We start from the raw sequence: 18,869 nt of genomic DNA on the forward strand, positions 1-18,869 counted from the left end.
CTCTTGTGCAGTGCAATTTCACATTACTATGTTACGGGTCACACAGCGCAGCGGCCAGATCCGGCGGATCGGGCCCCCCACAGCGGAGTTGCAACATGACCAGGCGCACCCACGCCGCCCTCGCGGCGGCCCTCGCGGCGACCCTCACCCTCGGCCTCGGGGCCTGCTCCAACGACAAGAGTGACGGCGGCAGCGACGCCGCCCCCTCCGACGGCAAGGGCCCGGGCGCCGCGTCCGGCTCGGTCATCGGCGGCACCCCTGCCAAGGGCGGCACCCTCACCGTCCTGACCAACCAGGACTTCGCCCACCTCGACCCGGCCCGCAGCTGGGTGGTGCCGCACATGGACTTCGGCACCCGGCTGATCTACCGCACCCTGACCACCTTCAAGGCCGAGCCGGGCGCGGCGGGCAGCGAGATCGTCCCGGACCTCGCCACCGACCTCGGCAAGTCCTCCGACGGCGGCAAGGTGTGGACCTTCACCCTCAAGGACGGCCTCAAGTACGAGGACGGCTCGCCGATCAAGGCCGCCGACATCAAGTACAACGTCGAGCGGTCCTTCTCCCCGGACCTCACCGGCGGCCCCGACTACGCGATCCAGTACCTGGCCGGCGGCGAGAACTACAAGGGCCCGCTGAACGGCGAGCACCTGGCGAGCATCGAGACCCCGGACGACAAGACGATCGTCTTCCACCTGAAGCGCCCGGTCGCCGAGTTCTCCTCCACCGTCTCGCTGCCGACCTTCTCCCCGGTGCCGCAGTCCCAGGAGAAGGGCACCCAGTACGACGCCCGGCCGTTCTCCTCCGGCCCGTACAAGATCGAGACCTACGACCGCGGCAAGCAGCTGGTGCTGGTCCGCAACACCAACTGGGACCCGGCCACCGACACCGTCCGCAAGGCCTACCCGGACAAGGTCGTGGTCACCGAGGGCATCAAGGGCGGCCAGGCCGACGACCGGATCATCGCCAGCGACGGCGCCGACGCCAACGCGATCAACATGCCGTGGATGGCGCACGAGACCGTCGCCAAGGTGCTGCCCAAGCCGGACGTCAAGTCCCGCATGGCCGCCGAGGTCACCGGCTGTACCGACATGCTGTACATGAACACCTCCAAGGCCCCCTTCGACGACCCGAAGGTGCGCGAGGCGATGATGTGGGCGGTCGACCGCGAGGGGCAGGTGACGGCCTTCGGCGGCCCGGCGATGGCCGACGTGGCGACCTCCTATCTGCCGCCCTCGCTGACCGGCGGCGTCAAGTCCGACCCGCTGAAGGTCCCGGCGGCCGGCGACCCGGAGAAGGCCAAGAAGCTGCTCCAGGAGGCGGGCAAGAGCGACCTCAAGGTCTCGCTCACCGTCTCGCTCGGCGACAAGAGCCGCGCCGAGGCGATCCAGCAGTCGCTGTCCAAGGCCGGCGTCCAGGTCACCATCAACACCACCGACCCGTCCGCCTTCCAGGACACCGTCGGCGACATCAAGAACGCCCCCGACCTGACCATCAGCGGCTGGTGCCCCGACTACCCCTCCGGTGCGACCTTCCTGCCGTTCCAGTTCGACGGCCGCACCATCAAGGAGAAGGGCAACCAGGGCAACCTGAGCCAGTTCAAGGACCAGGCCACGATGGACCGGATGGACCAGATCGCGGCCATGACGGACGTCAACGAGGCCAACAAGGCCTGGCAGCAGCTGGACCAGGACCTGGCGAAGAAGGCCCCGGCCGTCCCGCTGATCTGGCAGCGCCGCCCCCTGCTGGTCGGCACCAACGTGGCCGGCGCCTTCGGCAACCAGGGCTACGCCGGGATGCTCGACCTGGGTGCCATCGGCCTCAAGGACCCCGCCAAGGGCAAGTGAGGGGCCGGCAGCGATGAGTACCACCACTGAGCCCGCCGCCGTGGCCGACGCCACGGCGGGGGGCGCCAAGAAGAGTGCCGGGCGCGGGCCCTGGCGGCTGGTCTGGGACCAGCTGTGGGCCAAGGGCTCGGCCCGGTTCGGGCTGATCACCGTCGGCGTGCTGATCCTGGTCACGGCGCTGGCCGGACCGCTCAGCGCCCTCGGCGGCTGGACCCCGGAGGAGTTCGACAAGCGCGCCGTCGACCCGTACCTGGGCGGCGTGCCCCGGGGCGACTTCGGCGGCATCAGCGCCCGGCACTGGCTGGGCGTCGAGCCGGGCAGCGGCCGCGACCTGTTCGCCCGGGTGCTGCACGGCGGTCAGGTGTCCCTGCTGATCGCGTTCACCGCGACCGCCGTGGTCGTGATCGCCGGCACCCTGGCCGGCATCGCGGCGGGCTACTTCGGCGGGCGCGTCGACACCCTGCTGTCCCGGCTGATGGACCTCACGATGTCCTTCCCCTCGCTGATCTTCATGATCGCGATGATGTCGGTGGCCAAGGACGTCAACCGGATCCTGCTGATCACCCTGGTGATCGGGCTGTTCACCTGGCCCGGCATCGCCCGGGTGGTGCGCGGCCAGACCCTCTCGCTCAAGCACCGCGAGTACGTCGAGGCCGCCAAGGTCGGCGGGGCGCGCTCCTGGCGCATCCTCACCCGCGAGATCCTGCCGAACGTCTCCGGCCCGATCATCGCCTACACCACCCTGCTCGTCCCCGGCATGATCGCCACCGAGGCCGCGCTCAGCTACCTCGGCGTGGGCGTCCGCCCGCCGACCGCGTCCTGGGGCCAGATGATCGCCGAGAGCATCGTGCACTACGAGACCGACCCGACCTACTTCCTGATCCCGACCGCCTTCCTGTTCGTCGCCGTGCTCGCCTTCACCCTGCTCGGCGACGCGCTGCGCGACATCCTCGACCCCCGGGGAGGCCGGTCGTGATCCTCTACCTCGGCCGCCGGCTGCTCGGCGTGGCGGGCATCCTGCTCGCCATCTGCGCCATCACCTTCACCATCTTCTACCTGCTGCCCAACGACCCGGCAGCGGCCGCCTGCGGCAAGACCTGCAGCCCCGAGCGGCTCGCCGACGTCAAGTCGGCGATGGGCCTGGACAAGCCGGTCTGGGACCAGTTCCTCGCCTACCTCGGCGGCATCTTCGCCGGCCGCGACTACGGCTCCGGCCCCAGCGCGGTGCACTGCGGCTTCCCCTGCCTCGGCTACTCCTACGAGTACGGGCTGCCGGTCTGGGACCTGCTCACCGACCGGCTGCCGGTCTCCATCTCGCTGGCCCTCGGCGCGGCCGTGCTCTGGCTGGTCCTCGGCCTCGGCGCGGGCGTCACCTCGGCGCTGCGCAAGGGCAGGCCGATCGACAAGACCCTGATGGTGCTGTCCGTCGGCACCGCCTCGCTGCCGGTCTACTTCACCTCGATCATGCTGATCTGGGGCCTGGTCAGGACGGCCGGCGTGCTGCCCTACCCCTCGTACCACAAGTTCACCGAGAACCCCTTCGCATGGGGCTCCAACCTGCTGCTGCCGTGGATCGCGCTGGCCCTGCTGTACGCGGCCATGTACGCCCGGCAGAGCCGCAACTCGATGATCGAGGCGATGGCCGAGCCGTACATCCGCACCGCCCGGGCCAAGGGCCTGCCGCCGCGGACGGTCACCGTCAAGCACGGGCTGCGCTCCGGGATGACGCCGATCCTGACCATCTTCGGCATGGACCTCGGCGGCCTGCTGGCCGGCGCGGTCATCACCGAGTCGATCTTCGGTCTGCCCGGCGTCGGCCGGCTGTTCTACGACGGGCTGGCCCGTTCCGACCAGCCCGTGATCCTCGGCGTCACCCTGCTCGCGGCCTTCTTCATCGTCGCGGCGAACCTGCTGGTCGACCTGCTCTACGCGTTCGTCGACCCGAGAGTGAGGTACTGATGACCAGGCTGTTGGAGGTCGAGGACCTCAAGGTCGCCTTCGACACCCCGCGCGGCACCGTCCGCGCGGTGGACGGGATCTCCTTCGCCGTCGAGGCCGGTCGCACCCTCGGGCTGGTCGGCGAGTCGGGCAGCGGGAAGTCCGTCACCTCGCTCGCCGTCATGGGCCTGCACCGCGGCGCCGCCGTCACCGGCTCGATCCGGCTGAACGGGCAGGAACTGAACGGGCTCGGGGAGCGGGAGCTGGGCACCGTCCGGGGCCGCCGGATCGCGATGATCTTCCAGGACCCGCTGTCCAGCCTGCACCCCTTCTACACCGTCGGGGAGCAGATCGCCGAGCACTACCGGGTGCACTTCAAGGCCAACCGCAAGGCCGGGCGGGCCAAGGCGGTGGAGATGCTGGCCGAGGTCGGCATCCCGGAGCCGGCCCGCCGGGTCGACGAGTACCCGCACCAGTTCTCCGGCGGCATGCGCCAGCGCGTCATGATCGCCATGGCGCTCGCCTGCGAGCCCGAGCTGCTGATCGCCGACGAGCCCACCACGGCGCTCGACGTCACCGTCCAGGCGCAGATCCTCGACCTGATCGCCCGGATCCAGCAGGAGCGCGGCCTCGGCGTCGTGATGATCACCCACGACCTCGGCGTGGTCGCCCGGGTCGCCCACGAGGTGCTGGTCATGTACGGCGGCCGGGCCGCCGAACAGGCCCCGGTGGACCGGCTGTTCGCGCAGCCCGCGCACCCGTACACGCGCGGCCTGCTGGACTCGCTGCCGCGCCTGGACGACACCGACGACGCCCCGCTGCGCGCCATCCCCGGCAGCCCGCCGTCGCTGATCGCCCCCGCCCCCGGCTGCTCCTTCGCCCCGCGCTGCGCCCGCACCACCGCGGCGTCCGCCGAGGAGCACTCCCGCTGCCTGGCCGAGCGCCCCGTGCTCGACCGGCTCGCCCCCGGCCACCAGGCCGCCTGCCACCTGCCGCTGGTGCCGGAAGGGGTGCTGTGATGACCACACCGTCGACGAAGGACGCGGCCGGACCGCTGCTGTCCGTACGGGACCTGGTGAAGACCTTCCCCGGCCGGCGGAGCCGCACCGGGCGCCCCGGTGCGCCGGTCCGGGCGGTGGACGGGGTGAGCTTCGACGTCGGCGCGGGCGAGACGCTCGGCCTGGTCGGCGAGTCCGGCTGCGGCAAGTCCACCACCGGGCGGATGATCGTCCGGCTGCTCGACCCGACCTCGGGCACCGTCACCTTCGACGGCACCGAGATCGGCGGGCTCTCCCAGGCCCGGCTGCGGCCGCACCGGCGCGACCTCCAGATGGTCTTCCAGGACCCGTACTCCTCGCTCAACCCCCGGCAGACGGTGGCCCGGATCATCTCCGAGCCGCTGCTCGTCCAGGGCGAGAGCGCGGCGGCCGCGCGCAAGCGGGCCGCCGAGCTGATGGAGCTGGTCGGGCTGATCCCCGAGCACCTGGACCGCTACCCGCACGAGTTCTCCGGCGGCCAGGCCCAGCGCATCGGCATCGCCCGCTCGCTGGCCACCTCGCCGCGGCTGGTGATCGCCGACGAGCCGGTCTCCGCGCTGGACGTCTCCATCCAGGCCCAGGTGGTCAACCTGATGGAGCGGCTCCAGCAGGAGCTCGGGCTGGCGTACGTGTTCATCGCGCACGACCTCTCGGTGGTCAAGCGGGTCTGCGACCGGGTCGCGGTGATGTACCTGGGCCGGATCGTGGAGATCGGCGACAAGGCCGAGGTGTACGGCAGCCCCGCGCACCCGTACACCAGGGCGCTGCTGTCCGCCGTCCCGCTGCCCGACCCGGAGGCGGAGCGCACCCGGGAGCGGATCGTGCTGCTCGGCGACCCGCCGAGCCCGGCCGACCCGCCGCCCGGCTGCACCTTCCACCCGCGCTGCCCGAAGGCCCAGGACCTGTGCCGGACCGAGCGGCCGCTGCTGCGGATCGCCGGGCCCGGCGAGCGGCAGGCGGCCTGCCACTTCCCGGAGGTCTGAGCCGCACAAGCCCCCGGTCGGACGCGGCGGGGAACCCTGCGAGGGCCGCGTCCGGCCGGGTTCCAACCCCTTCCCCGCCCACGCGTCGACGGCGTCCCACTCGCCGATGGCATCTCACCCGTCGACGGAGCCTCACCCGTCGACGGCGTTTCACTCCTCGACGGGCAGCAGGCCCTCCTCCGGCAGCAGCCGGCGGGGGCCCGGCCCCTCGGCGGCCAGCTCGTCCCCCGGGTTGAGCACCCGGCAGCGGCGCAGCGACACGCAGCCGCAGCCGATGCAGCCGGTCAGCTCGTCCTCCAGCCGCTCCAGCTCGGCCCGGCGGGCGCGCAGCTGCTCGGCCCAGCGCCGGGAGATGCGCTCCCAGTCGTGCTTGCCGGGCATCCGGTCCTCGGGCAGGCCGGTGAAGACCTCGGCGACCTCGGAGAGCGGGATGCCGAGCCGCTTGGCGACCAGGATGAGCGAGATCCGGCGCAGCACGTGCCGCCGGTAGCGCCGCTGGTTGCCGGCCGTGCGCTCGGAGGAGATCAGCCCCTGGTCCTCGTAGAAGCGCACCGCCGAGGTGGCGATCCCGGCCCGCCGGGCCACCTCCCCGACGCTCAGCAGGTCGACCGGCGCGGTGGTCATGGCGACTCCTCGGTTCCTTCGGCTTCCTTGACTTCAAGTTCCCTTGAAGTCCTAGCGTACCGGACGTGACCGAATCATCTGCCGTAGTGACCGACACCTCCCCTGCTGAGCAGGGCAGTTACGCACCGGAGTCGCAGTCCGCCGGGGCCGCCGCCGGGTGGCGCGAACTCTTCTCCCGCCGGTACGCCGCCCCCGCCTCGATCCTGGCCGGCGGCGTCGCGCTGTACGCGATGAACCTCTACTTCACCGCCGCGCTGATGCCCTCGATCGTCGCCGACATCGGCGGCGAGCGGTACTACGCGTGGGTGGCCACCGGCTTCCTGATGGCCGCCGTGATCGCCTCGATGCTGGTCAGCCGGCTGCTGGAGCGCCTCGGCGCGGCCCGGGCCTACGTCCTGGGCTTCCTGGTCTTCGGCGCCGGCGCCGTGGTCAACGCGCTCAGCCCGTCGATGGCGGCGCTGATCCTCGGCCGGGTGGTGCAGGGCCTCGGCGGCGGGCTGGTGGCCGGGCTCGGCTACGCGGTGATCCGCAGCGCCCTGCCCGAGCGGCTGTGGACCCGCGCGGCCGGACTGGTCTCCGCGATGTGGGGCGTCGGCACCCTGGTCGGGCCGTCGCTGGGCGGGCTCTTCGCCCAGCTCGGCGCGTGGCGCGGGGCGTACGTCCTGCTGCTGGCCGCCGCGCTGGTGCTGGCGGTGCTGGCCCGCCGGGTGCTGCCTGGGCGCTCCGGCACGGGTCGGGGCGGCGGCCCGGTGCCGCTGCCCTCGCTGCTGCTGCTCACCCTGGCGGCGGCCGTCTTCAGCGTCAGCTCGACCGTGCCGTCCGGCTGGCCGACGGCGCTCTGCCTGCTCGCCGGACTGGCGCTGCTGGTGGGCTTCGCGGCGGTCGAGCGACGCTCGGCGGCGACGGTGCTGCCGCGGCAGACCTACCGGCCCGGCAACCCCCTGAAGTGGCTCTACCTGACCGTCGCGGTGCTCTGCGCGGGCGTGGTGACGGAGAACTTCATCCCGCTGTTCGGCCAGCAGCTGGGCGGCCTCGGCCCGCTGGTGGCCGGCTTCCTCGGCGCCGCCACCTCGGCCGGCTGGACCGCCGCCCAGCTGTTCAGCGTCGGCATCGAGTCGGCCCGCGGCCGGGCCCTGGCGATCCGGGTCGCCCCGCTGGTGCTGGTCGGCGGCCTGCTGGTGTACGGGCTGTCGCAGACCGGGCACGCCTCCGGGCTCCGGGTGCTGCTCTGGGCGGTGGCGCTGTTCGCCGCCGGCACCGGGATAGGCCTGGCCTTCCCGCACCTGAGCGTGGCCGCGATGCGCAGCAGCAGCGACCCGGCCGAGGGCGGCAAGGCGGCCGCGGCGATCAACACCACCCAGCTGATCGCCTTCTCGGTGACCTCGGCGCTGGCCGGCACCCTGGTCAACCTGGGCGGGGACAGCCCGGTCGACTCGGCCCGGTACATGACCTTCGGGATCGCCGCGATCACCGTCCTGGGGGTGGTCACCGCCGCGCGCACCGCGCGCAGCCTGGGGCGCTGACCCCGGGTATCCGGCCGGCCTCGGGTACCCAGCAGGCCCGGGCGCACGAGCAGGCCCCGGGCACACGAGCAGGCCCCGGATCCCTTTTCGTCGGGGGGATCCGGGGCCCTTCACGTACCGGTCAGGAGGCCGGGCCCACCCGGACGGTGGTGATCCTGCCGCCCTGGGACTCCCGGACGACCTCGATCTTCGTGTTGGTGTCCGGGACCTTCACCGTCAGCTGCGGCGTGGCCGGGTCGCCGTACACCCCGGTGCGGTCGTTGAAGACCGGGACGGCCGGCTTCGACGGGATGCGCACCGCGACGCCGCCCTTGTGCAGGGTGAACGCCGTGGTCGGCTTGAGCGAGAAGGTCGCGTCGTAGGTCTGCGCCCGCCCGTTGACCAGCGTCCCGTCGCCGAAGCGGATCGGCGCCGGACGGGCGTCGATCGGCAGGATCAGCCCGCCGCCGGGGTGGTCCTTGGTGTTGTTGTCACCGTACGAGGTGTCCCACAGCCAGATCAGGACGCCCTCCTGGTACGGGTAGTTGTCCACCACGTTGGCCTTGCCCGCGACGCCGCTGTAGCCGAAGTTGTACGGGCCGGTCTTCAGGAACTCGCCGTAGCCGGTGTAGCGGCGGTTCTCGGCGAGGTACGCGCGCGGGTGCTGCTTGACGGCGGTGCGGCCGTCGATGATGGTGAAGCCGCCGGCCGTCCAGCCGTTCGCGCCGTTCTCGGCGCCGTCGGCGAACAGCACGGCGGCGCCGGCGGTGGCCTTGACGGCGTCCACCAGCACGCCCCGGCCGTGGGTGTTGCCGTCCGAGGTGACGTGGAAGCGCAGCCGGACCTGCTGGCCGAGGTAGCCGTCCAGCGGGATGTGCAGCTGCTTGTAGCTGCCGGAACTGCCGCTCAGACCAGGGGTGTTGGCGCTGGTGTTGCCGATCGGGGCGCCGTCCACGGTGCCGCCGAGGGAGGTCCAGTGCTTGCCCTGGTCGGTGGAGGCCTCGACGGTCAGGAAGTCGTAGTCCTGCTCGGTGTCGTACCAGACCGCCGCGTCCAGGGCGGCCGGTCCGGCGGCGGTGCGCAGGTCGACGTCCCGGGCCAGGGAGTTGTCGAGGTTGTCGCCGGTGTCGCTCCACCACTGCCGGCCGCCCTCGTAGGGGTCGGCGAGGTCGGTGCGGGTGGTGCCGTCCGGCAGGTGGACCAGGACGGCCTGGGCCTGGTCGGTGTTGTAGCTGCTCACCCCGAGTGCGTGGGTGGAGCGGGTGGCGGCCTGCGCCTCGTCGTAGTCGAGCCAGCCGAACTGCAGCTTGCTCCAGGCGTCGAGGTCGCCGGGGTAGCCGCCGGTGGTGTTCGGACCCTTGCCCAGGTAGGAGCCGGAGGACATCAGCGACCAGAAGTTGACGCTGTTGTCACCGCCGTTGGTGGGGTACAGGTCGGGCAGGCCGAGGTTGTGGCCGAACTCGTGGGCGAACAGGCCGACGCCGCTGTTCTCGCCCGCCTGGACGTAGTCGTAGACGTACAGGCCGGTGTCGCCGACGGGGGCGCCGCCGATCTTGTTGCCCTCCGGGCCGGTCTGCCCGGTCGCGTCCGGGAAGGTCCAACTGCGGTGCGCCCACAGCGCGTCGGCGCCCTGGGCGCCGCCGCCCCAGGTCTCGTCCACGCCCGCGTGCACCACGACGACGTTGTCCAGGTAGCCGTCCGGCTGGGCGAACTCGCCGTTCTTGTCGTGGTCGTAGCGGTCGTAGACGTCGTACTGGGCGAGCTGCGCCTTGATGTCGGCGGCGGAGCGGCCCTTGGCGACCTCGCCGTCGTACCAGGCCTTCACGGCGTCCCGGATGAACTCCTGGCCCTGGGTCCAGGCGCCGGAGCCCTGCGGGCCCTTGTTGCTGCCGTAGCGGGCCTCGTTGTACGGGACGGTGACCCAGTCGCTGACGGTGCCTTCGACGTCGTACCGGCCGGAGGACTGGGTGCGGTAGTAGTTGCGCATCGACACCGCGCCGGGCGTGTCGTCGAAGAACATCTTCTGGTAGTAGCCGCGGTCGAAGTCCTGTGACCACAGGGTGTGGTTGTCGTCCTTGCCCGGCTTGGGGATCTGGTTGTGGGCCGGGCCGGGGGTGCCGCCGTAGCGGGGCTGGCCGTTCCACTGGGTGGTGTTGTCGACCTGGTCGCCGAACTGGGCGAGGATCACGAAGACCTTGTCCGTGCGCTGGTGCGCGAGCTGGACGTAGTCGTTGCCGACCTTCACCTTCGCCGGGGCCCGCTTGCCGGCGGCCTTGGCGACGGTGCCCTTGTTGAGCTGCTCCAGGGCCTTGCCGCGCAGCGCCTGGCGCTCGCGCTCCTGGGGCGCGAGCGGGGCGGGCGGGGCCTCGGCGCCCTGTTGGGCGTCGGCGGACGCGGCGGCGAGGGTGGCGGGGGTCGGGGGTGCGGCCTGGGCGGGGGTGCCCAGCAGGGTGGCCGCTATCGCACTCGTGGTGAGTGCGGCGGCGAGGGCCGCGGACAGTCTGCGCAACTGACCGGTCCTTTCCGGGGGATGGGGGTGCCTCGGTCATCGGTAGGTGAAGCGCAGGTAATATTTCACATGTCACGGGTTACGTGAAAGAGGTGTGCGGCAAGCGGAAGGGCGCCGCACCCGGGGGTGCGACGCCCTTCGACTGCCGGGCCGTCACCCGGCGGCCCCGACGCTGCTGCGGATCAGCCCAAGGAGGCCCGCAGGAAGGCGAGTTCGGCCTGGGCCAGCTGCTCCAGCAGCCCGCCCGGGGTCATGTGGGTGGCGCCGGGCAGCGGCAGCACGTTGTGCGGGCGGCCGGCCCGGGTGAGCGCCTGGGAGAGCAGCAGGGTGTGCGAGGGGTGGACGTTGTCGTCGGCCAGCCCGTGGATCAGCAGCAGCGGCCTGTTCAGACCGGGCGCGTCGGGGAGCAGGCAGTCGTCGGCGTAGCCCTCCGGATTCTCCTGCGGCAGGCCGAGGTAGCGCTCGGTGTACGCGGTGTCGTAGAGCCGGAAGTCGGTGGGCGGGGCGCCCGCGCAGGCGGCGTGGAAGACGTCTGGCCGGCGCAGCACGGCGAGCGCCGCGAAGTAGCCGCCGTACGACCAGCCGCGCACGCCGACCCGGCCGAGGTCGAGGTCCGGGTGCCGCTCGGCGAGCGCGTGCAGCGCGTCGACCTGGTCGTCCAGCGCCACCTGGGACATCCGCCGGAAGATGGTGCGGGAGAAGTCCGGGGAGACGAACGGGGTGCCGCCGTTGTCGACGGTGACCACCGCGAAGCCCTGGTCGGCCCACCACTGCTTGAGCTGCCAGCGGCGCGGTTCGGCGGCCACCGCCTGGTAGCCGGGCCCGCCGTAGACGTCCAGCAGGACGGGCAGCCGGGTGCCGGGGACGTGGCCGCGCGGGTACACCACGGCGCTGGGCAGGGCGCGTTCGGTGACCCGGGCGAGCTGCGGCTCCACCCGGTGGGGCAGCGGCTCGCTGAGGTCGGTGAGCGCCAGCTCGTGGCCGTCGCGGCTGATGACGCGCCGGACGCCGTCGGCGGTGGCCGAGGTGAGCAGCAGGGTGTCGGCGGCGGCGAGCGCCGAGTGCAGGCCGGGGCCGGAGGCGAGCGGCTCGGGTGCGCCGCCGTCCGGGTCGACCAGGTGGACGTACTGGTCGAACGGGTCGCCCTCGCCGGTCTCGCAGAGCAGTCGGCCGTGCAGCCGGCCGACGACCCGGCGGATCTGCAGGCCGGTGGTGTCCAGCGGCTTGCCGTCGAGCGCGAGGCCGCGGGCCTGCGGGGTGTCGTGGACGGTGAGCAGCCGGCCGTCGGCCAGCCGGGCGGGGGTGCCGGGCAGGTCGTCCACCCAGAACTCGTCGGTGGTGCGGGAGAGTTCGGCGGTGTCACCGGTGGCCGGGTCGGCGCTCAGCAGCAGCACGTTCTGCTGCAGGCGGTCGGCGACGGTGAGCAGCACCTCGTCGGTGGAGGTCCAGGAGGCGGCGCAGAGGTACGGGAACTCCTCGGTGTCCCAACGCAGTCGGACCCGGGTGCCGTCGAGGCCGAGCACCCAGAGCTGGACGTCCGCGTTGGGGCCGCCGGCCTGCGGGTAGGCGAAGTCCTCGGGGGCCTCGCCGGGGTGCGCCGGGTCGGCGAAGTACCGTCGGGGGACGGCGGATTCGTCGACCCGGGCGGCCAGCAGCGCGCCGCCGTCCGGGCGCCACCAGTGGCCCCGGTGGCGGCCGAGCTCCTCGGCGGCGGCGAACTCGGCGACGCCCCAGCGGGCGCCGTCGGCGGGGGAGAGCGGTTCGAGGCCGGGGGTGACGTACAGGGCGTCCTCGGCGACGTAGGCGACGCGCTGTCCGGTGGCGTCCGGCCGGGGGTCGAACGCGGGCCCGGCGACCGGGAGTTCGTCGCTGGTGCCGGCGGTGGTGTCGGTGCGGAACAGCCGGCCGTCCAGGGTGAAGACGGCGGTGGCGAGGTCGGCGGTGGCGGCGTACGTGCCGATCCCGGCGGCGACCAGCCGGCTGCGTTCGCGCAGCCGGCGCTCGACCACGGGCAGGTCGTCGCGCCGGCCGGTGCGGCCGGGCAGCAGCGCGGCCGGGTCGGCGACCAGCCGCTCCTCGCCGGTGGCGGTGTCGAGCAGGTGGAGGCGGTCGACCGGATCCTCCGGACCGCTGGAGCGGAGGAGCAGCAGCCGGGTACCGTCCTCGGCGAAGGTGTACGCACGCGGCGCGCCGAAGGTGAACCGACCGGTACGGGCGCTGAGGGCAAGGAAGGCGTCGGTGATGGTCACGGCCCGATGGTGGTCGCGCGGTGCGTGTCCCGACCAGTAGTCTGTCATGTGAAATGTCACACACCAGTGTGCGCCAGTGAGCGGAGGAAACCGTGATCGAGGACCTGCGGACCGTCGAACCCCCGGCGCCACTGCCCGCCGCCGACGGGCTGTTCAGCGTGTCGCCGCGGACCGCGCACCTGAACCACGGCTCCTTCGGCGCCGTGCCCGTCCCCGTCCAGCGGGCGCAGGACCGGCTGCGCACCGAGCACGAGCAGGACCCGGACGGCTTCTTCGCCGACCTCCCGGCCCGGATCGCCGCCGCCCGCGCCCTGATCGCCGCCGAACTCGACACCGACCCGGACCGGCTCGCGCTCGTCTCCAACGTCACCGAGGCGGTCGCGATCGCCCTCGACAGCATCCCGTTCGCGCCCGGCGACCGGATCCTGGTCACCGACCACGGCTACGGCGCGGTGACCCAGGCCGCCGCCCGCAAGGCCGCCGAGACCGGCGCCGAACTCGTGGTGGCCCCCGTCCCGCTGGACGCCCCCGACGAGCAGGCCGTCCGGGAGGCGGTGCTCGCCGCCGTGGACGGCCGCACCACCGTCGCCGTCCTGGACCAGCTCACCTCGCCCACCGCCCGCCTGGTCGCCGGCCCGGCCCTGCTCGCCGACCTGCGCGCCCGCGGCGTGACCACCGTGGTGGACGGCGCCCACGCCCCCGGCATGCTGCCCGCCCCGATCGACCCGAACGCCGACTTCTGGTTCGGCAACCTGCACAAGTGGGCCTTCGCCCCGCGCGCCACCGGGGTGCTCGCCGTCCGCCCCGAGTGGACCGGCCGGGTGCGCCCGCTGGCACTGTCCTGGGAGCACGACAAGGGCTTCCCGGGCAACGTCGAGTGGCGCGGCACCTGCGACTACACGCCCTGGCTGGCCGCCCCGGCCGGCTTCGAGCTGCTGCGCGGCCTCGGCCACCCGGCGGTGGCCGCCCACAACACCGCCCTCGCCGCGTACGGCCGCCATGCGCTGACCGAGCGGGCCGGCCTGGCGCCGCTGCCCGCGACGCCCGGGGTGTGGATGCGCACCGTCCGGTTGCCGGCCGGGTACGGCGAGACCGAGCCGCAGGTGAAGGCGCTGATGGCCGAGGTGTGGCACCGGTTCGGCACCCGGATCGCCGTCCGCCCCTGGGCCGGCGGCGGGGTGCTGCGGGTCAGCGCGCAGCTGTACAACCGGCCGGAGGAGTACGAGCGGCTGGCGGACGGGCTGGCGGAGCTGCTGAAGGGCTAGGCGCGGCGGTCCTCCCCGGGCCGGTCCGGTCTTTCCCGGGCCGGTCCGGGCTTCCCCGGATCGGCCGGGGTCAGACCTCCAGCGCGAGTGCGATCTGGGTGAGCCGGTGGCGGGCCATCGCCAGGTTGGAGCGGCTGCGGTGGAGCGCGAGGAAGAGGAAGAGTCCGCGTGCGCCGGGCGCCGTGAGCGGCCGGACCAGGTGGTACTGGTGGGTCAGCGTGGTCAGGATGTCCTCGATCTCGACGTCGTGCAGGTTGAGCATCTCCATCGTGCGCATCTTGGCGCGGACCACGTCGGTGTTGCCCGCCGCGGCGACGTTCAGGTCCAGCTCGGCGCCGTCCCCCAGGGTGCCGAGGGCCATGCCGCTGCCGCAGTCGACCAGGGCGACGCCGATCGCGCCCTCGATCGCCATGGACTCCTTGAGGGACGTCTCCAGGTTCGCCATCGTGGCGGTCCTCCCGTGTCGTGGTGGCTGGGACGACGACGGTAGGGAGCCGTCACCGGCCTCCACCAGGAATGACCGGAGACGATCGGGCCTGACTCCGTCCCGATCACTTGAAGACATTTGCAACTATGGATCTGAGAGGGAACTGATCCCGGGAGTGTGCCGAGGGAGTGAATCCGTCGCACGGAAAAACGGTGCTATCGATGTCAGTCCACCCGGGTAACCTCTCGCTGAGATGCGAGATCACACCAATCACACCCGGACGGCGATGAACACCCCCGATCCAGAGCCCCAGGACGACCAGGAGCTCAGCCCCGCCGAGGCGTACGCGGCCAGCCGTCGCCGGGCGCAGGAGCAGGCCACCGCCCTGTACGGCTTCCAGCAGCTGTACGACTTCCCGCTGGACGACTTCCAGCTGGAGGCCTGCGAGACGCTGGAGGCCGGCTCCGGCGTCCTCGTCGCCGCCCCCACCGGCTCCGGGAAGACGATCGTCGGCGAGTTCGCCGTGCACCTGGCCCTGGCCGCGGGCCGCAAGTGCTTCTACACCACGCCGATCAAGGCGCTCTCCAACCAGAAGTACGGCGACCTGGTCAAGCGCTACGGCGCCGCCAAGGTCGGCCTGCTCACCGGCGACAACACCGTCAACGGCGACGCACCCGTGGTGGTGATGACCACCGAGGTGCTGCGCAACATGCTCTACGCGGGCTCCAGCACCCTCGACGGCCTCGGCTACGTCGTGATGGACGAGGTGCACTACCTCGCCGACCGCTTCCGCGGCGCCGTCTGGGAGGAGGTCATCATCCACCTCCCCGAGTCGGTCACCCTCGTCTCGCTCTCCGCGACCGTCTCCAACGCCGAGGAGTTCGGCGACTGGCTGGACACCGTGCGCGGCGGCACCAAGGTGATCGTCTCCGAGACCCGCCCCGTGCCGCTGTGGCAGCACGTGATGGCCGGCAACCGGATGTACGACCTGTTCGCCGACCCGGACCGCGACGGCCGCCCCAAGCACAGCCTGAAGAACCCCGGCAAGGCCGTCAACCCCGAACTGGTCCGGCTCGCCCGCTCCGAACTCGACCGCAACCCGCGCGACCGCTTCGGCCGCGGCCGGGGCCGCTCGATGCCCAACGGCCGTCCCGGCCGGGTCTGGACGCCGGGCCGGGTGGACGTCATCGACCGGCTCGACGCCGAGGGCCTGCTGCCCGCGATCACCTTCATCTTCAGCCGGGCCGGCTGCGAGGCCGCCGTCCAGCAGTGCCTCAGCTCCGGCCTGCGGCTCAACAAGGACTCCGACCGCGCCCTCGTCCGGGCGTTCGTCGAGGAGCGCTGCGCCGACATCCCCGACGAGGACCTGCACGTCCTCGGCTACTTCGAGTGGCTGGACGGGCTGGAGCGCGGCATCGCCGCCCACCACGCCGGGATGCTGCCCCGGTTCAAGGAGGTGGTCGAGGAGCTCTTCGTGAAGGGCCTGGTCAAGGCCGTCTTCGCGACCGAGACCCTGGCGCTCGGCATCAACATGCCCGCCCGCTCGGTGGTCATGGAGAAGCTGGTCAAGTGGAACGGCGAGACCCACGCCGACATCACCCCCGGTGAGTACACCCAGCTCACCGGCCGGGCCGGGCGGCGCGGCATCGACGTCGAGGGCCACGCCGTGGTGCTGTGGCAGCGCGGCCTCGACCCGGAGGCGCTGGCCGGCCTGGCCGGCACCCGCACCTACCCGCTGAAGTCCTCGTTCCGGCCCTCGTACAACATGGCCGTCAACCTGGTCTCCCAGTTCGGCCGGCACCGCTCGCGCGAGCTGCTGGAGACGTCCTTCGCCCAGTTCCAGGCGGACCGCTCGGTGGTCGGCATCGCCCGCCAGGTCCAGCGCAACGAGGAGGGGCTGGAGGGCTACCGCGAGTCGATGACCTGCCACCTCGGCGACTTCGACGCGTACATGGAGCTGCGCCGCAAGCTCAAGGACCGCGAGAACGAGATGGCCCGCGAGGGCAGCAGCCAGCGCCGCGCGGCCGCCGTCGAGTCCATCGAGCAGCTCAAGCCGGGCGACGTCATCCACGTGCCCACCGGCAAGTTCGCCGGCCTCGCCCTGGTCCTCGACCCGGGCCTGCCGCCGGTCAACCGCTCCGGCCGGGGCGGCCCGCGCCACCCCGACTACCAGGACGGCCCGCGCCCGGTGGTGCTCACCGCCGAGCGGCAGGTCAAGCGGCTCGCCATGATCGACTTCCCGCACCCGGTCGTCGCCGTCGACCGGCTGCGCATCCCCAAGTCCTTCAACCCGCGCAGCCCGCAGTCCCGGCGCGACCTCGCCTCGGCGCTGCGCACCAAGGCCGGCCACCTGGAGCCCGAGCGGTTCCGGCGCGGCCGCGCGGCCGCCGCCGACGACCCGGAGATCACCCGGCTGCGCACCGAACTGCGCCAGCACCCCTGCCACGGCTGCTCCGACCGCGAGGACCACGCCCGCTGGGCCGAGCGCTACCACCGGCTGCACCGCGACACCGAACTGCTGGAACGCCGGATGCGCTCGCGCACCCACACCATCGCCCGCACCTTCGACCGGGTCTGCGGGCTGCTCACCGACCTCGGCTACCTCAGCGGGGACACCGTCACCGACGACGGCAAGCGGCTCGGCCGGCTCTACGGCGAACTCGACCTGCTCGCCTCCGAGTGCATCCGCGAAGGCGTCTGGAGCGGCCTGGCCGCCGCCGAACTCGCCGCCTGCGCCTCGGCGCTGGTGTACGAGGCCCGCCAGGCCGACGACGCCGGCGCCCCCCGGGTGCCGGAGGGCGCGGCCAAGGAGGCGCTCGGCAAGATGGTCCGGATCTGGGGCCACCTGGACGCCCTGGAGGAGCAGCACCGGATCAACACCGCCGAGGGCGTCGGCCAGCGCGAGCCCGACCTGGGCTTCGCCTGGGTCGCCTACCGCTGGGCGCTCGGCCACAACCTCGACCAGGTCCTGCGCGACGCCGACATGCCGGCCGGCGACTTCGTCCGCTGGACCAAGCAGCTGATCGACGTCCTGGGCCAGATCCAGGACGCCGCCGGCGAGGACGTCGAACTCCGCAAGACCGCCCGCAAGGCCGTCGACGGCCTCCGCCGCGGCATCATCGCCTACTCCTCCGTCGGCTGACCGCAGCACCCCCGCAAGGGCCCGCCCGCTCACCCACCCGAGCGCGCGGGCCCTTCCGCATTCCCACCTCCCTGACGGCGAAGGTGGGGAAGCGCCAGGCCTTCGGCCACCCCCACCCCCTGTGCGGCTTCGGCTTCGCCTCGCCGCTGGGCCTCCACGGAGTCGTGCAGGAAGTCGGCCCAGCCGACTTCCTGCGCAGAAGAGCTGCCCCTGCCCTCGCCGACGGCAGGGGCAGGGGCACGACGACGGAAAGGGAGTGGCCCTTGCCGCTTCGGCGCCGCCGAAGCGGCAAGGAACCTGTGAGGGGTGCGTAGGAAATCGATACGGTCGACTTCCCATGGAGACGAGGAACTCGACTGCCACGCTGAACCCCGGCGCCCTCGCTCCACCCGAGCGAGGGCGCCGAACACCTCTCATGCCATTTCGAGGGCCGCTTTCACCGGGGGAGGAAGTTGGGTTGGTGGACAGCGCACACCAGCCCGGGGGGCGGCGCCGCGTCAGTTGAGCGTCTTGCTGTCGAATCCGTCGGCCAGGAGCCGCTGGTACGCATCATGAACCGTCTCCGGAACCTCCTGGGCAACGGCGAACCCGCGCCTCGGGTACTCGATCACCCGCTGGAGGTCGCCCACGAGGCTGTCGATCACGAGCTTGTCGTCGCCGATGCTTTTCACGTAGTCGTTCAGGCTCATCGGGGTCGAGGCGCACACCACCTCGGCCTCCGGCCACACCTTGCGGCACGTCGCGAACGCCCGGCGCTCCATGTACGGCATGGTCACGAGCAGCACCGACCGTGCCTCGATGCCGGCGGCCTCCAGGACGTCACGGGAGAACTGGATGTTCTGCCCGGTGTTGCGGGCGCGGGGCTCCTGGTGGATCGCATGCTCGGGGACCCCGAGGGCGATGGCGTGCTCGGTGAAGTGCACGGCCTCACCTCGGGGGAAGAGCTCCGGCCGGGACGGATTCGGCCCGCCCGTGAACACGATCCTCCGCACCAGGCCGTCCAGGTACAGGGCTGCCGTCTGGGCCGCCACTCCGAGGTCGTGGCAGCCCAGACCGATCGCCACATCGCACGGCCGCCGCTCGTGCCCCATCTGGTGGTATACCCAGATCAGCGTGGCGTCCGCCCACTGTCGGTCGGTGATCTCGTGCTGCTGAGTGTCCGCCACGTTCTTCTCCCGCTCACTGAAGGCACCGTTCCCGCTGGAATCCGGACCGGATGCCTCGGATGCTCCTTCGCTGGTGGGTCGTACCGTACGTGTCCGCCAGTACCTCGGCCGTGTCCAGCAGGGCGAGACGCTCCCCGGCAGTCGCGTGGTCGGTCAGATGGTGAAGGTGACGGGTGAAGCGCC

The 18,869-nt window shown here is 72.4% G+C and carries 14 protein-coding genes; 9 read left to right on the top strand and 5 right to left on the bottom strand.

The features are described 5' to 3' along the window. Window positions 1–95 precede the first annotated feature (95 nt). Genes AMK13_RS13100 through AMK13_RS13120 form a run of 5 tightly spaced genes read left to right on the top strand, consistent with a single transcriptional unit; the run spans window position 96 to window position 5,802 of the window. Window positions 96–1,844, top strand: coding sequence for an ABC transporter substrate-binding protein (locus AMK13_RS13100; RefSeq protein ID WP_049651592.1), 1,749 nt, complete (start codon window positions 96–98; stop codon window positions 1,842–1,844). Window positions 1,845–1,857: 13 nt separating this feature from the next. Next, on the top strand, window positions 1,858–2,820 hold the full coding sequence (locus tag AMK13_RS13105; protein ID WP_074002328.1) for an ABC transporter permease: 963 nt from the start codon (window positions 1,858–1,860) through the stop codon (window positions 2,818–2,820). Beyond that, window positions 2,817–3,803: an ABC transporter permease gene (locus tag AMK13_RS13110; protein WP_074002329.1), complete on the top strand. Its 987-nt coding sequence runs from the start codon at window positions 2,817–2,819 to the stop codon at window positions 3,801–3,803. The genes AMK13_RS13105 and AMK13_RS13110 overlap by 4 nt, the downstream gene beginning before the upstream one ends. Then, window positions 3,803–4,801, top strand: a complete 999-nt coding sequence (locus AMK13_RS13115; RefSeq protein ID WP_049651589.1) for an ABC transporter ATP-binding protein — start codon at window positions 3,803–3,805, stop codon at window positions 4,799–4,801. The genes AMK13_RS13110 and AMK13_RS13115 overlap by 1 nt, the downstream gene beginning before the upstream one ends. Continuing rightward, a complete protein-coding gene (locus tag AMK13_RS13120; RefSeq protein ID WP_049651588.1) occupies window positions 4,801–5,802 on the top strand; it encodes an ABC transporter ATP-binding protein in 1,002 nt (333 codons plus the stop codon). The genes AMK13_RS13115 and AMK13_RS13120 overlap by 1 nt, the downstream gene beginning before the upstream one ends. Window positions 5,803–5,952: 150 nt before the next feature. Here the strand turns inward: AMK13_RS13120 and soxR are convergent, their stop codons facing one another. Further along, complete coding sequence (soxR, locus tag AMK13_RS13125) at window positions 5,953–6,426, bottom strand: redox-sensitive transcriptional activator SoxR (protein WP_049651587.1); 474 nt, start codon at window positions 6,424–6,426, stop codon at window positions 5,953–5,955. 86 nt (window positions 6,427–6,512) lie between these two features. Between soxR and AMK13_RS13130 the strand changes: the two genes are divergently transcribed. Next, on the top strand, window positions 6,513–7,949 hold the full coding sequence (locus tag AMK13_RS13130) for an MFS transporter (protein WP_074002330.1): 1,437 nt from the start codon (window positions 6,513–6,515) through the stop codon (window positions 7,947–7,949). 121 nt (window positions 7,950–8,070) lie between these two features. Here AMK13_RS13130 and AMK13_RS13135 read toward each other — a convergent pair whose 3' ends face one another. Further along, window positions 8,071–10,437, bottom strand: coding sequence for an immune inhibitor A domain-containing protein (locus AMK13_RS13135; RefSeq protein ID WP_074002331.1), 2,367 nt, complete (start codon window positions 10,435–10,437; stop codon window positions 8,071–8,073). 182 nt (window positions 10,438–10,619) lie between these two features. Further along, the gene (locus AMK13_RS13140; protein WP_198959342.1) at window positions 10,620–12,686 is read right to left on the bottom strand and encodes a S9 family peptidase; all 2,067 of its coding nucleotides are present in this window, start codon (window positions 12,684–12,686) and stop codon (window positions 10,620–10,622) included. 92 nt (window positions 12,687–12,778) lie between these two features. Between AMK13_RS13140 and AMK13_RS13145 the strand changes: the two genes are divergently transcribed. Further along, a complete protein-coding gene (locus AMK13_RS13145) occupies window positions 12,779–13,951 on the top strand; it encodes an aminotransferase class V-fold PLP-dependent enzyme (protein ID WP_241852864.1) in 1,173 nt (390 codons plus the stop codon). Between the two features lie 70 nt (window positions 13,952–14,021). Here the strand turns inward: AMK13_RS13145 and AMK13_RS13150 are convergent, their stop codons facing one another. After that, window positions 14,022–14,396 (bottom strand): hypothetical protein, encoded by a 375-nt coding sequence (locus AMK13_RS13150; protein WP_074002332.1) that lies wholly within the window; start codon window positions 14,394–14,396, stop codon window positions 14,022–14,024. 268 nt (window positions 14,397–14,664) lie between these two features. On the opposite strand from AMK13_RS13150, the gene AMK13_RS13155 reads away from it, so the two are divergent. Then, window positions 14,665–17,520, top strand: coding sequence for a DEAD/DEAH box helicase (locus tag AMK13_RS13155; protein ID WP_049651584.1), 2,856 nt, complete (start codon window positions 14,665–14,667; stop codon window positions 17,518–17,520). A 497-nt stretch (window positions 17,521–18,017) separates the two neighbouring features. Here the strand turns inward: AMK13_RS13155 and AMK13_RS13160 are convergent, their stop codons facing one another. After that, window positions 18,018–18,686, bottom strand: coding sequence for a YdcF family protein (locus AMK13_RS13160; protein ID WP_074002333.1), 669 nt, complete (start codon window positions 18,684–18,686; stop codon window positions 18,018–18,020). On the opposite strand from AMK13_RS13160, the gene AMK13_RS44380 reads away from it, so the two are divergent. Continuing rightward, a partial coding sequence (locus AMK13_RS44380; RefSeq protein ID WP_206745846.1) for a hypothetical protein occupies window positions 18,676–18,869 on the top strand: 194 nt, incomplete at its 3' end. The genes AMK13_RS13160 and AMK13_RS44380 overlap by 11 nt on opposite strands.

This window comes from Streptomyces sp. CB02056 (assembly GCF_001905545.1).
GTDB lineage: Bacteria > Actinomycetota > Actinomycetes > Streptomycetales > Streptomycetaceae > Kitasatospora.